The 12,093-nt window shown below is 65.7% G+C and carries 12 protein-coding genes, 1 tRNA gene and 1 pseudogene; 9 read left to right on the top strand and 5 right to left on the bottom strand.

From position 1 onward, the window contains the following. The first annotated feature begins 11 nt into the window (after window positions 1-11). The gene (locus ACMDW7_RS04475; protein WP_054126158.1) at window positions 12-347 is read left to right on the top strand and encodes a transcriptional regulator; all 336 of its coding nucleotides are present in this window, start codon (window positions 12-14) and stop codon (window positions 345-347) included. 74 nt (window positions 348-421) lie between these two features. On the opposite strand, the gene ACMDW7_RS04470 is transcribed toward ACMDW7_RS04475, so the two are convergent. Beyond that, window positions 422-1,288 (bottom strand): 2OG-Fe(II) oxygenase, encoded by an 867-nt coding sequence (locus ACMDW7_RS04470; RefSeq protein ID WP_377305205.1) that lies wholly within the window; start codon window positions 1,286-1,288, stop codon window positions 422-424. 110 nt (window positions 1,289-1,398) lie between these two features. Between ACMDW7_RS04470 and ACMDW7_RS04465 the strand changes: the two genes are divergently transcribed. From ACMDW7_RS04465 to trmB, 5 genes are all read left to right on the top strand, one after another. Continuing rightward, entirely contained in the window at window positions 1,399-2,883 is a 1,485-nt protein-coding gene (locus tag ACMDW7_RS04465; RefSeq protein WP_377305207.1) for an NAD-dependent succinate-semialdehyde dehydrogenase, read from the top strand. Window positions 2,884-2,964: 81 nt separating this feature from the next. Then, a tRNA-Gly gene (locus tag ACMDW7_RS04460) sits at window positions 2,965-3,038 on the top strand. Window positions 3,039-3,159: 121 nt separating this feature from the next. After that, the gene (thiS, locus tag ACMDW7_RS04455; protein WP_377305209.1) at window positions 3,160-3,363 is read left to right on the top strand and encodes a sulfur carrier protein ThiS; all 204 of its coding nucleotides are present in this window, start codon (window positions 3,160-3,162) and stop codon (window positions 3,361-3,363) included. A 233-nt stretch (window positions 3,364-3,596) separates the two neighbouring features. Beyond that, window positions 3,597-4,433, top strand: coding sequence for a thiazole synthase (locus tag ACMDW7_RS04450; protein WP_377305211.1), 837 nt, complete (start codon window positions 3,597-3,599; stop codon window positions 4,431-4,433). A gap of 124 nt (window positions 4,434-4,557) precedes the next feature. Continuing rightward, window positions 4,558-5,334, top strand: a complete 777-nt coding sequence (gene trmB / locus ACMDW7_RS04445) for a tRNA (guanosine(46)-N7)-methyltransferase TrmB (protein WP_377305213.1) — start codon at window positions 4,558-4,560, stop codon at window positions 5,332-5,334. A gap of 12 nt (window positions 5,335-5,346) precedes the next feature. Here the strand turns inward: trmB and ACMDW7_RS04440 are convergent, their stop codons facing one another. From ACMDW7_RS04440 to ACMDW7_RS04430, 3 genes are all read right to left on the bottom strand, one after another. Then, entirely contained in the window at window positions 5,347-5,934 is a 588-nt protein-coding gene (locus ACMDW7_RS04440) for a GNAT family N-acetyltransferase (protein ID WP_377305215.1), read from the bottom strand. Window position 5,935: 1 nt separating this feature from the next. Then, complete coding sequence (locus ACMDW7_RS04435) at window positions 5,936-6,769, bottom strand: undecaprenyl-diphosphate phosphatase (RefSeq protein ID WP_377305217.1); 834 nt, start codon at window positions 6,767-6,769, stop codon at window positions 5,936-5,938. Window positions 6,770-6,915: 146 nt separating this feature from the next. Then, complete coding sequence (locus ACMDW7_RS04430; protein WP_377305218.1) at window positions 6,916-7,239, bottom strand: DUF2917 domain-containing protein; 324 nt, start codon at window positions 7,237-7,239, stop codon at window positions 6,916-6,918. A 118-nt stretch (window positions 7,240-7,357) separates the two neighbouring features. Here ACMDW7_RS04430 and ACMDW7_RS04425 point away from each other — a divergent pair, with 118 nt between their 5' ends. Next, window positions 7,358-8,281 carry a LysR substrate-binding domain-containing protein gene (locus ACMDW7_RS04425; protein WP_414859608.1) on the top strand — a complete coding sequence of 308 codons (924 nt, stop codon included), beginning with the start codon at window positions 7,358-7,360 and terminating at the stop codon, window positions 8,279-8,281. A gap of 117 nt (window positions 8,282-8,398) precedes the next feature. Beyond that, window positions 8,399-10,492, top strand: coding sequence for a M13 family metallopeptidase (locus tag ACMDW7_RS04420; protein ID WP_377305222.1), 2,094 nt, complete (start codon window positions 8,399-8,401; stop codon window positions 10,490-10,492). 575 nt (window positions 10,493-11,067) lie between these two features. On the opposite strand, the gene ACMDW7_RS04415 is transcribed toward ACMDW7_RS04420, so the two are convergent. Then, window positions 11,068-11,706 (bottom strand): SMI1/KNR4 family protein, encoded by a 639-nt coding sequence (locus ACMDW7_RS04415; protein ID WP_377305224.1) that lies wholly within the window; start codon window positions 11,704-11,706, stop codon window positions 11,068-11,070. 119 nt (window positions 11,707-11,825) lie between these two features. Between ACMDW7_RS04415 and ACMDW7_RS04410 the strand changes: the two are divergent. After that, window positions 11,826-11,961, top strand: a pseudogene (locus tag ACMDW7_RS04410) (IS110 family transposase); the annotation flags it as partial. Window positions 11,962-12,093 lie beyond the last annotated feature (132 nt).

Here is a 12,093-nt window from a genome sequence, read left to right as displayed (position 1 = left end):
GAGGGATCAACATGATCATGATGGATACCCACTCGATCCCGACGCCCGAGGCCTACGAGCCCTCGCGTCTGCTTGAGTACCTGAAGTCCAAACTCGCCCTGCCCACGGACGCAGCGCTTGCCGCGCAATTGGGCGTGCAGCGCGCAGTGCTGTCACGCATCCGCAACCGCAAGGCCGACTTCGGCGCCGCGCTGCTGATCCGCATTCATGAGCTGACCGACATCCCTACGAAGGAGTTGCGTCGGATCATGGGCGATCGCCGGGGCTACTTCCGCATGCCGCATGACCAGCGCGTGACCACGTCAAGCAGGCCGGATGGCCTGCCGGACGATGACATGGTCGAATAATCCGCCGCGCGTTCCTATCCTGCCCGGCGTCAAGCCGGGCAGTGCATGCCGCCTGAAACTCCAGGCGCGAGCAATCAGGTCAGCTGGTAGGGCCGCTGGCGAATCCACTTGGTGGCGATCCACTTCTCGCCGCGCTCAACCGGCGCGCCGCCGTGCAGCGAGCGCGAATCCAGCGTGCCGTCCATGCCACCATAGGCGAAGTAGATGGCATTGCCTTTCTTGGGCATGGTCTCCAGTCCCAGCTCCGGGAAGATCGTGCCGCCGCCGGCTTCCACATCGTTCAGGTACATCACCAGGGTAGCAATGCGCTGCCCACCGGTCTTGAGCTGTTCGGCCTCGCCCGGGCGATCGTGGTGGAAGTAGTCATAGTGCGGCTTGTACTCGCCGCCGATGTTGTAGTGCAGGATCTGCAGGCCCTCGCCATGCTCCACGGGCCAACCCAGCAGCTCGCTGATGCGCTTCTCGATCCGTGTATGCAGCGCAGTCTCCCCACGCTGGAAGGCCGCACCCGTGCTGGTGCGGGCTTCGTCCTCGCGGGTGCCGCCGGCGTCAGAATCGACCACGTGGGACCGGGCCATCTTGGCGCGCGAGAACTCGATGATCCCGTCGCACTCCTCATCAGACAACAACCCGCCGAAGAGCATGATCCGCGGGCTTTGCATGTTCAGCAGCACCTGCACATCACGGTCCGAGGTCTTGATGAAGTTACCGGGCAGCGGATCGGTGTTGATCTTGAGCGTGCCCTCGAGGTTTGCGCCGAGCACATTCGGGCGCTTGCCCTCAAGTGCCTCCAGGCTGGCAAAGGACGCATTGATCACGTTGCGCGCGAAATCCGCCTCGTAACCTGCCTTGATCATGGACTCGATCAGCACTTCCGGGCGGCAACCGCGTCCGATCTCGTTCTGGAGCCATTCCACCAGTTCGGCACTGACCTGCTGCATGGACCGATACCCTCGCTTGGACAAGGCCGAAAGTTTAGCCATTGCCCGCAGTAACCTTTGCAGCCCCGTACAGACGGTGCTTCAGCACCGCAGCCGCAAGGAGTAACCAGATGCATCGCGACGCCCTCCCCTTCGTCCCGAACGACAGCGCACTGATCCGTACTGAAGCCTTCATTGACGGCGCCTGGACGGGTGCGGCCAGCGGCGCGCGCTTCGCCGTCACCAACCCCTCCACGGGCGAGCTGGTGGCCGAGGTGGCGAACTGCGGCGCGGTGGATGCGCAGGCGGCCATCGACGCAGCAGCCGCCGCCTTAGAGGTCTGGAAGCGCAAGACCGCCAAGGAACGCGCCGGCGTGATGCGCAAGTGGTTCGAGCTGATTCTGGCGCACCAGGACGACCTGGCCCGGCTGATGGCCACCGAGGGCGGCAAGGCCCTGCCTGAGGCGCGTGGCGAGATCGTGTATGGCGCCAGTTTCATCGAATGGTTTGCCGAGGAAGCCCGCCGCGTGACCGGCGATGTGCTCGAAAGCCCTTGGGCCAACACGCGCATGCTGACCTTCAAGCAGCCCATTGGCGTGTGCGCGGCCATCACGCCCTGGAACTTCCCGCACGCCATGATCACCCGCAAGGTGGCGCCCGCGATCGCGGCGGGCTGCACCATCGTGCTCAAGCCGGCCGAGCAGACGCCACTGTCCGCACTGGCCTTGGCAGAGCTGGCCATCCGCGCCGGCTTCCCCAAGGGCGTGATCAACATCGTCACTGCCGATGCAGCCAACTCCGTCGAGGTCGGCAAGGTGCTCTGCGCCAGCCCGGTGGTGCGCAAGCTGTCCTTCACAGGCTCCACGCCGGTGGGCCGCATCCTGATGGCGCAAAGCGCGCCCACCGTGAAGAAGCTGTCGCTGGAGCTTGGCGGCCATGCGCCCTTCATCGTCTTCGAGGACGCAGACATCAATGCAGCCGTGGCCGGCGCCATTGCCAGCAAGTACCGCAACGCCGGCCAGACCTGCGTGTGCACCAACCGCTTCTTTGTGCATGAGACGGTGTACGAGGAGTTCGTCGCGCGCTTCACCGAGAAGGCGCGGCTGATCAAGGTCGGCAACGTGTTTGCTGAAGGCGTGACCCAGGGCCCACTGATCGAGCAGCAGGGCATCGACAAGGTGGAAAGCCATGTGAACGATGCCGTGGCCAAGGGCGCCCGCCTGCTGCTGGGCGGCAAGAAGGTCGAGGGTGGCGCCGGGCTGTTCTATGCGGCCACCGTGCTGGCCGACGCCACGCCCGACATGCAGATCGCGCGTGAGGAGACCTTCGGCCCGGTGGCGGCCATCTTCAAGTTCAAGGACGAGGCCGACGTGATCCGTCTGGCCAATGACACCGAGTTTGGTCTGGCGAGCTACTTCTACAGCCGCGACATCGCCCGTGTCTGGCGTGTGGCCGAGGCCCTGGACTACGGCATGGTCGGCGTGAACACGGGCATTCTGGGCAACGAGGTGGCGCCGTTTGGCGGCGTGAAGCAGTCCGGTCTGGGCCGCGAAGGCTCGCGCTACGGCATGGACGACTACCTCGAGATCAAATACGTGGCTCTGGGTGGGATGTAGGGCCTGTGCGGCCGACTGGCCGGCGGCGGATGAACCTATCCCCGCCCGCAGGTAAGATTTCGCTCATTGTTTTTCCGGTCCGCGGGCGTCGTTCAATGGCAGGACCTGAGCTTCCCAAGCTCAAGACGTGGGTTCGATTCCCATCGCCCGCTCCACAGCGCGGCCTTCGCACGGCGAGTGTTTTCTCTCCGATGAGTGCCCAATGCTGATTGAACGATGGGGTTGCACCCCCTCGAGCGCCCCCGCCCCCCATCCGCAAGTCTGTCGATTTGTCGTATGCCCACCCTCGTCGTCAATGGCCAGTCCACCTCGGTGCCGCCGCAGGCTACGGTGGCACAGCTGGTCGAACAGCTTGGCCACACCGGCAAGCGCATTGCGGTGGAACGCAATGGCGAGATCGTGCCCAAGAGTCTGCATGGCAGCACGGTGCTCACCGAGGGTGATCGGCTGGAGATCGTGGTCGCCGTCGGCGGTGGGTGAGGGTGAGCGCGGGGTTTCGGCGAGCACTGCTCGCTGCCGGGCGAACGGCGAGCGCTGAGTGCGAGAATTCACGGAGCACGCTGCGCGTCGCGCGAAGAGGTCGGGCCTGCCTGCCCGACCCCCGTTCGTGCAAGCGCGAGACTCGTCACACCCCAGGCGCTGTTCTGACTCGAAATGCGCCGCATATGCCGGCATTCTTGAAGTGAAGATCGTCCAATAGCAGGAGCCTCAGCATGAGCGAAGGTCTCGACCCCCAGAGCGCCGATGCGCTGACCGTCGGCACACGCCGCTTCAATTCGCGCCTGCTGGTGGGCACCGGCAAGTACAAAGACTTCACGCAGACCCGCGCGGCGATCGACGCCTCGGGCGCGGAGATCGTCACCGTGGCGATCCGCCGCGTGAACATCGGTCAGAACGCCGGCGAGTCGCTGCTGGACTTTTTGCCGCCCTCGCAGTTCACCTACCTGCCCAATTCCGCCGGCTGCTACACGGCCGATGACGCCGTGCGCACCCTGCGCCTGGCGCGCGAGCTGCTGGACGGCCACAACCTCACCAAGCTCGAGGTGCTGGGCGACCCGACCAACCTCTACCCCAACATGCCCGAGACCCTCAAGGCCGCCGAGACCCTGGTCAAGGAAGGCTTCGAGGTCATGGTCTATTGCAGCGACGACCCGATCCAGGCGCGCGTGCTGGAGGACATCGGCTGCGTGGCGATCATGCCGCTGGCCAGCCTGATCGGCTCGGGCATGGGCATCCTCAACCCCTGGAACATCCAGCTCATTCTGGAGAAGGCCAAGGTGCCGGTGATCGTGGATGCCGGCGTGGGGACGGCCAGCGACGCCACCATCGCCATGGAACTGGGCTGCGCCGGCGTGCTCATGAACACCGCGATTGCCCTGGCGAAAGACCCGGTGCGCATGGCGCGGGCCATGAAGCTGGGTGTGGAGGCCGGGCGCGATGCGTACCTGGCCGGCCGGATGCCGAAGAAGCTCTACAGCGGCTCGCCGTCTTCGCCCACGCAGGGTGTGATTGCGTCGAGCAGTGGCGCCACACCGGCGGCCGGCCGCTGAATCGACAGGCAAAATAGTTCATTTTCGGACTGCTTTATGGAACTGTCCGATAGACCGCTTTACGCGCATCAGACAAGCGGAAAGCCGATTTTTACTCATCGAATTTCAATTGTTTTCGGCCAGAATGAGCACTGAATCCACCTCTGCCAGCCTGCTGCAAGGCGCCAAGCCGGAGACGCCCGTGTCCACCGCGCCGCTGAACGAGGACGGCCGGCCGGTGCGCGACTGGGGGCACATCAAGAGCTTCGTGCACCGCAAGGCGCGCTTCTCGCCCAGCCAGCGCGACGCCTACGAGCGCCTGCTGCCGGTCTGGGGCCTGCCCTACCAGCCGGCGCATGTCGACTTCGACGCCGCCTTTGGCCGGGCTGCGCCGCTGGTGCTGGAGATCGGCTGCGGCATGGGTGAGACCACGGCCCATCTGGCCGGCAGCCGGCCGGACGTGAACTACCTCGGCGTCGAGGTCTTCACCAGCGGCGTGGGCGCGCTCTTGAAGCGTATCGAGGAACAGGGCCTCACCAACCTGCGCGTCATGCAGCACGACGCCGTGGAGATCGTGCGCGACATGCTCCCGGCCGACCGCCTGGCCGGTGCGCACATCTACTTTCCAGACCCCTGGCCCAAGGCGCGCCACCACAAGCGCCGCCTGGTGCAGCCCTGGTTCATCGAGCTGCTGGCATCGCGCGTCGCGCCCGGCGGCTACCTGCACTGCGCCACGGACGTGGAGGACTACGCCCAGCAGATGCTGGAGGTACTCAGTGGCGAAAAGCAGCTGGTGAACACGGCGGCGGGCTTTGGCCCCCGCGCCAACCCGCTGTTCGAGCGGCCGGTGACCAAGTTCGAGAACCGCGGCCTGAAGCTGGGCCACGGCGTCTGGGATCTGGTGTTCAAGCGCCTGGCCTGACGCGGGTTCGCGCTAGGGGGCCTGGCGCACATCCATCGCGGTGTTGATGAGCTGGTAGAGCTCGTGGTCGCGCCATGCGCCGTCAATGAACAGGTACATCGGCGCCAGGCCGATGCACTGGAAGCCCAGGCGCCGCATCACCGCCAGGCTGCGCAGGTTCTCCGGGCGCACGGCCGCCTGGATGCGATGCATCTGCTGGGCGCTGAACATGAAGTCGATGGACGCGCGCAGTGCCTCGCTCATCAACCCGCGGCCTTCCTGGCCGCCGTCCAGCGAATAGCCCAGCACGCAGGAATGAAACGGCCCGCGCGCGATCTGTGTGAAGTTGATACGGGCAAGCAGCTGCCGGTCATGGCCCAGATCGCCGCGCGCAAACACGTTCAGGCGCACCGCGCTGCCGGTAGACCACTCGCCCACCGCGGTTTCGCCGTACCGGCGCCAATAGGGCTCGGTATAGAAGCCTTCGGGCGCGGGTGGGTCCCAGCGGACCAGATGGGCGCGGTTGCGCTCGAAGAACGCGACGGTCGACGCCGCGTCATCGGGCAGGGCCAGCCGGAGCGTCAGGCGTTCGGTGTGCAGCTCCGGCGGGGCCTGGATCATGTCAATCCGACCAGCTCACGATGCCGAAGTGCGCCGTGGCCAGCACCACGATGCCGAAGACGATCCGGTACCAGGCAAAGGGCACAAAGGTGTGCGAGGACACATAGCGCACCAGCCACTTCACCACCACCAATGCGCTCAGGAAGGCGAACAGCGCGCCCACTGCGAACATCGGCACGTCCGCCAGCGACAGCAGATCACGCTGCTTGTAGACCGAATACACGCCTGCGCCGATCAGCGTGGGAATGGCGAGGAAGAAACTGAACTCCGTGGCCGCCTTGCGCGACAGGCCCAGCAGCATGCCGCCGATGATGGTGGCGCCGCTGCGGCTGGTACCCGGGATCATGGCAAAACACTGCACGAGGCCCACCTTCAGCGCATCGGCATAGGTCATGTCATCCACCTCGGCCACGCGCACGGCCGCCGGGTTCTTCGCCTGACGCCGCTCGGCCCACAGGATGATGAAGCCGCCGATGATGAAGGTGGTGGCCACCACCGTCGCCGTGAACAGATGCGCCTTGATGGCCGCGCCGAACACCAGGCCAAGAATCACGGCAGGGAAAAAGGCAATCAGCACGTTGATGATGAAGCGGCGTGCCTTTTCATCATGCTGGATGCCGGCGGCGGTGGACCACACGCGCTGCCAGTAGAAGAGGATGACTGCGACGATCGCGCCCGTCTGGATGGCGATCTCGAAGACCTTGGCCTTCTCGCCCTGGAAATTGAGCAGATCGCCCGCCAGGATCAGGTGGCCGGTGCTGGAGATGGGAAGGAATTCGGTCAGGCCCTCCACCACACCCATGATGGCGGCCTTGATCAGCAGAAGAATGTCCAAGAAAGTGCGTCCTGCAGGGGCGCACCGCGGGTGCGGTGCAGCAGGCGCGCATTATCGGCCACCGGCATGGCACATCCGGCGCCCGCAGAGCAAGGCGTTCAGCCGCTGTTCTTTCGCCGCGTGGGCGCACCCGCGCCCTGCGCGGATCAAGCTGTCGCCGGCCGCTGGTTGCGCAGACGCTGCCACCATGCATGCGCGTTATGCATCCATGATTGCGCCATACGCATGCGTGTATCGCTGCTTGCAGCCTGTGGGCTCAGGATCAGCACCCGCGAAGCGCACAGGGCCTCGATCACCACCTCGCGCGCCTCTGCGGCCGGCCAGTCCTGCCCCGCATCCAGCACGCGATCTTCCAGTTGCTCGGCGGCCGTGATCCAGACCCGCCCCTGCATGACGCGCAGGGTCCTCTCCAGCCGCGGCAGGCGCAGCAGCTCGCCGGCCTGCAACTCGTAATACACCCCGTGGTTCATGGTGAAGCTCCTTTCCGGTCCGCCTTGGACTCAGGCTGCAGACTAGGTGCGCTGCAGCCTCCGGACAAACGCTTTGCACCCATCCCATGCATGCACTGAACGCATGTATGCTCCACACATGACCCGCCGCGCCCGCACCCGCCCCATCCAGCTCGACAGCCTGCGCGGCTTCGATGCCGCAGCCCGCCACCTGAGCTTCACCCAGGCGGCCAAGGAGCTCAGCCTCACGCAAAGCTCCATTTCGCGGCAGGTGGCGGCGCTGGAAGACGACGTGGGCCAGCCGCTGTTCACCCGCAAGACGCGCGCACTCGAACTCACCCACGCCGGCCACCGGCTGGCGCAGGCGGTACGCAAGGCGCTCGCCGAGGTGGACGCCAGCGTGCAGGAGCTGCGCAGTGGCCAGACCCAGCGGCGCGTGGCCATCACTACGTTCCCGTCCTTTGCCTCGCTGTGGCTGATACCGCGACTGCCGGCCTTCTCGCGAGTAGCGCCGGGGGTGGAGCTGCGCATCGACTCCACCGAGCTGAAGGTGGACCTCGTGGCCGAGCAGTTCGATGTGGCCATCCGCCTCACGCGGGCCGACACCGCGCCGCGTGACGCCATTGCGCTCACCATGGAGGACTACACCCCCGTGCTGGCACCCTCGCTGATCGAGCGTCACGGGCCAGTCAAGACGCCGCAGGACCTCGCCCGCTTCACGCAGCTGGTGATGGAAGACGCCGGCACCAGCAGCCGCGAGCACAACTGGCCCGAGTGGCTTGCGCTTGCGGGCGTAAAGAACGTGAAGCCGGCGGCGCGTCTGGTCTTCAACTTCATCGACCAGACCCTGCAGGCCGCCGCGCGCGGCCAGGGTGTGGCCCTGGGCCGCCGGCCCTTCATCGACGACTTCATCGAGCGCGGGGAACTGGTGGCGCCCTTCTCGCAGCGCCTGCCCTCGCGCTACGGCTACTTCCTGCTGCGCAACCCGGAGCGGGCCGACGCGCCCGAGGTGAAGGCCTTCTGCGACTGGCTGGTCAGCCAGTTCGCCCATCACAGTCTGTAGTCAGCCAAGCAACGTCCGGGGCTTGTGCGGATGACCCGCGCAAGGCGGCCCCATAGACTCCTGCGCTGCCCGTGACGCAACCCGCGGCACAGGCCCTCTTCCTCCGGAGACCTGCTCATGAAGCGTGCCCTCGGCCTGCGCCCCCTCGCATCGGCCCTGCTGTCTGTTCTGTGTGTCACTCTGCCCGCCCACGCGCCGCTGGCGCAGGGCCAGTCTGCTGCATCTGCTGCCTCGGCCGCGGCCCAGAGCGCGGGCACGCCGCGCAGCGGCATTGAGCTGCAGTGGATCGACCGCAGCGTGCGCCCGCAGGACGACCTCTTCCGCTTTGTGAACGGCAAGTGGCTCGCGTCCACGCCGATCCCGGCCGACCGCGACAGCATGGGCACCTTCATCAAGCTACGCGACGAGTCCGACGCCAATGTGCGGAAGCTCATCGAAGAGCTGGCCGCCAAGCCGCAGGCCGCGGGCAGTGAATCCGCCAAGATTGCCGCCTACTGGACAAGCTTCATGGACGAAGCCGGCATCGAGCGCGCAGGCATTGCGCCGCTGCGCCCGCTGCTTGCCGAGGTGGATGCCGTGAAGACCCCGGCTGATCTGGCCACACTGTTTGGCCGCTGGCAGGGTCTGGCGGAGTCACCGCTGTCTTTGCGCGTACGCGCCGATGCCGAGAACCCCACCGTCTACGCCGCCTTCGCCTGGCAAAGCGGCCTGGGTCTGGGCAACCGCAACTTCTATCTGGCCGAGGGCGAGCGTTTTGCCAATGCCCGCACCGCCTATGTGAAGTATCTGGAAACCGTGTTCGGCCTGATTGGCGACAAGACACCGGCGCAGAGCGCCGCCGCCGTGCTGGCGCTGGAAACTGAGATTGCCCGCGCCCACTGGGAGCCCGCCCGCCTGCGCAACCCGCGCGCGGTCTACAACCCCATGACGCTCGATGAACTGCGCGCCACCGCGCCGCAGCTGCCCTGGGCCGAACTGCTGGCCGGCGCCGGCCTGCAGGCCACCGCGCAGAACAAGATCTCGCTGGGCCAAAAGGACTACGCCGCCACGCTGGGCAAGCTCATGAGCGAGCAACCCCTGGCTGCCTGGCAGGCCTATGCCCGCGCCCGGCTGGTGGACGCCACCGTGCAGGTGCTGCCCAAGGCCTTCCGCGACGCGAGCTTCACCCTGCGTGGCCGCACACTCACCGGCCTGGAAGCCGAGCGCGCCCGCTGGCAGCTCGCCATTGCCGAGATCAACAGCGCACTGGGCTTTGCCGTGGGCAAGCAGTACGTGGAGCGGCATTTCCCGCCTGCAGCGCGCGCACGCATGATGACCATGGTCAACAACCTCATGCGCGCCTATGGCGAGAGCATCGATGGCCTGACCTGGATGGGCCCGGCCACCAAGGATGAAGCGCGCAAGAAGCTCGCCGCCATCAGCACCAAGATCGGCTACCCCGACGTCTGGCGCGACTACACCGCACTCGAGGTGCGCGCCGGCGACGCGCTGGGCAACCGCATCCGCGCCGCCCGCTTTGACTACGCCCGCACCACCTCGCGCGTCGGCAAGACCGTGGACCGCACGGAATGGGGCATGACCCCGCAGACCGTGAACGCCTACTACAACCCGAGCGGCAATGAGATCGTCTTCCCGGCCGCCATCCTGCAGCCGCCCTTCTTTGACCTCAATGCGGACGACGCCGTGAACTACGGCGCCATCGGCGGCGTGATCGGCCACGAGATCGGCCACGGCTTTGACGACCAGGGCAGCCAGTACGACGCCGTGGGCCGCCTGCGCAACTGGTGGACGGCCGAGGACCGCAAGGCCTTCGAGGCCCTCGGCCTGCGCCTGGTGGAGCAATACAACGCCTACGAGCCCGTGCCCGGCCAGCGCGTGAATGGCCGCGTCGCCCTGGGCGAGAACATCGCCGACCTCTCCGGCCTGCAGATTGCCTACCGCGCCTACAAGTTGTCGCTGGCCGGCAAGCCCGCAGCGGTGATCGACGGCTTCACGGGCGAGCAGCGCTTCTTCATCGGCTGGGCCCAGGCCTGGCGCAGCAAGACCCGCCCCGAACGCATGATCCAGCGCATGCAGGCCGGCCCGCACTCGCCCGAGGAGTTCCGCGCCAACGGCGTGGTCAAGAACCACGACGGCTTCCAGGCCGCCTTCGGCACCAAGGACGGCGACAAGCTCTTCAAGCCGGTGGATCAGCGCATCCGCATCTGGTAGCGCCCGGGCGTCCGTGCCCAGGCCGGGTCAGTGAGATCGGCTCTCCATGCGGTTCTTCAGGCCAAACTGGCTGGAGAACCGCGCCCAACAACCGGCTTGTGGCGCAGGGGCCTCGCGCTTGCAAGCGCTCAGTCTTGCGGCGGCAGCGAGCGGTGCTCGCTGAAACCCCGCCTTGGGCATGGGGCAAGCGGGAAGCCCAATCCGTCCACCACGCGCGGCCGCCTAGCAGCAAGGCCCCTTGGGCACGTGGTCCAACGCGTCGCTTCGCCAAACCGGGCCTGAGCGGCTTGTGTGAACTTCAACACCGATTTGCTTCAACACTTGCGATGGGTCTGATCGACCCTCATGGCCAGCCGGGTGATGCCCCAGCCTGCGCGACGCCGATAACTCTTCCGGCAGCTCCGCCTGCCGCTTGCAGCGTGTGGCGCAGCAGCTTCGCAGATTCCATGTCGGCACGGGACGCTCTCGATCCCACTTCAGATGCCGGATGTACGACTGCAGGTTTCTCTCCCAGCCAGCCGTCAACGATCAGATCTTGCTGTGCTTGGGGGAGTCCATATACGAAGGGTTAGGCGTCATTGCGCCTTTAGTAGTTCGGCCATGGCGTTGCTCCACTCTTCCGTGAATGCCGCTGCCGCAGAGAGTTCACTCTTCAGCCAATTCTCCATGTCTGGCCATGAGTCAACTTGCTTGCCATGTGAATCGAGCGCAACGACTCCACGCTCGAGGGGAAAGTAGTGGTGGACTTCATTGAGCGTCACGTTTCGCGCACCTAGCATTGGTACAGCGTTGGAAGACCTTCGCCTGCGAATGACCAGATCCGTACCGATGTCGGCGCAGTGCCAGCGAGGTCGTTCCTTGGCGGGCCACGGGTGCTGAGCATAGAAGTGATCAGCGCCCCAGACCGAGAACTGGAAGAACATCCCACCGTTGAACGCCAGCAAGTACGCCTTAACGCTCATTGGAAGTGAAACCACAAGCGACTCCTCGTACTGGGCGAGTTCGCTTGGAGTCGCAGGGGGGAACATGCAGATGTCGTGGGCGTAGCGGCCCAACTTTGGCCTTGGACCAAGCAGCAGCGCATGAGACTCAGGATCGACGGCTGCTCCCCTTGCAGCCGCCACTTGGGTGTATGGCGCTAACACAGAACGCCACGGCTCAGGCATGTTCGCCAGGCGTCTTTCAATCTCTGGAAGTGCCGAGTCGTGGTTCATGACGCCTAACGAATGAAAGGGACTTCCCCGTCCCGAACTAGCCGCGTTGCGGCAACCGGCAACTGAGTGCCACGATGGGAAGTGCGAAATCTCATCAACTCATCCGGAAGGTGAAGTCCATGGCTATTCTGACCTTAGGTGTCGATCTCGCCAAGAACGTCTTTGCAGTGCATGGTGTGAACGATACGGGCCCGCGCCGAGCTGATGCGCCCGGTGGTGCCGCGCGACAAGCTGCTGGCAGTGGCGGCCATCATGACCAGGCGGGTGATGCCCCAGGCTGCGCGACGCCGATCACTCTTCCGGCAGCTCCGCCTGCCGCAGGAAGCAAACGGGTTGTGGCGTGTGGCGCCGCAGCTTCGCAGATTCCATGTCGGCACGGGATGCTCT

This window comes from Piscinibacterium candidicorallinum (assembly GCF_047549485.1).
Taxonomy (GTDB): Bacteria; Pseudomonadota; Gammaproteobacteria; order Burkholderiales; family Burkholderiaceae_C; genus Piscinibacterium; species Piscinibacterium candidicorallinum.
The sequence above is the reverse complement of the archived record's forward strand: the minus strand, read 5'-3'. Positions and strand labels throughout refer to the sequence as shown.

Coding starts and splice junctions, on each gene's coding strand:
- ACMDW7_RS04475 (WP_054126158.1), top strand. CDS start 12: ATGATCATGATGGATACCCACTCGATCCCGACGCCCGAGGCCTACGAG.
- ACMDW7_RS04470 (WP_377305205.1), bottom strand. CDS start 1,288: ATGCAGCAGGTCAGTGCCGAACTGGTGGAATGGCTCCAGAACGAGATC.
- ACMDW7_RS04465 (WP_377305207.1), top strand. CDS start 1,399: ATGCATCGCGACGCCCTCCCCTTCGTCCCGAACGACAGCGCACTGATC.
- thiS (WP_377305209.1), top strand. CDS start 3,160: ATGCCCACCCTCGTCGTCAATGGCCAGTCCACCTCGGTGCCGCCGCAG.
- ACMDW7_RS04450 (WP_377305211.1), top strand. CDS start 3,597: ATGAGCGAAGGTCTCGACCCCCAGAGCGCCGATGCGCTGACCGTCGGC.
- trmB (WP_377305213.1), top strand. CDS start 4,558: ATGAGCACTGAATCCACCTCTGCCAGCCTGCTGCAAGGCGCCAAGCCG.
- ACMDW7_RS04440 (WP_377305215.1), bottom strand. CDS start 5,934: ATGATCCAGGCCCCGCCGGAGCTGCACACCGAACGCCTGACGCTCCGG.
- ACMDW7_RS04430 (WP_377305218.1), bottom strand. CDS start 7,239: ATGAACCACGGGGTGTATTACGAGTTGCAGGCCGGCGAGCTGCTGCGC.
- ACMDW7_RS04425 (WP_414859608.1), top strand. CDS start 7,358: ATGACCCGCCGCGCCCGCACCCGCCCCATCCAGCTCGACAGCCTGCGC.
- ACMDW7_RS04420 (WP_377305222.1), top strand. CDS start 8,399: ATGAAGCGTGCCCTCGGCCTGCGCCCCCTCGCATCGGCCCTGCTGTCT.
- ACMDW7_RS04415 (WP_377305224.1), bottom strand. CDS start 11,706: ATGAACCACGACTCGGCACTTCCAGAGATTGAAAGACGCCTGGCGAAC.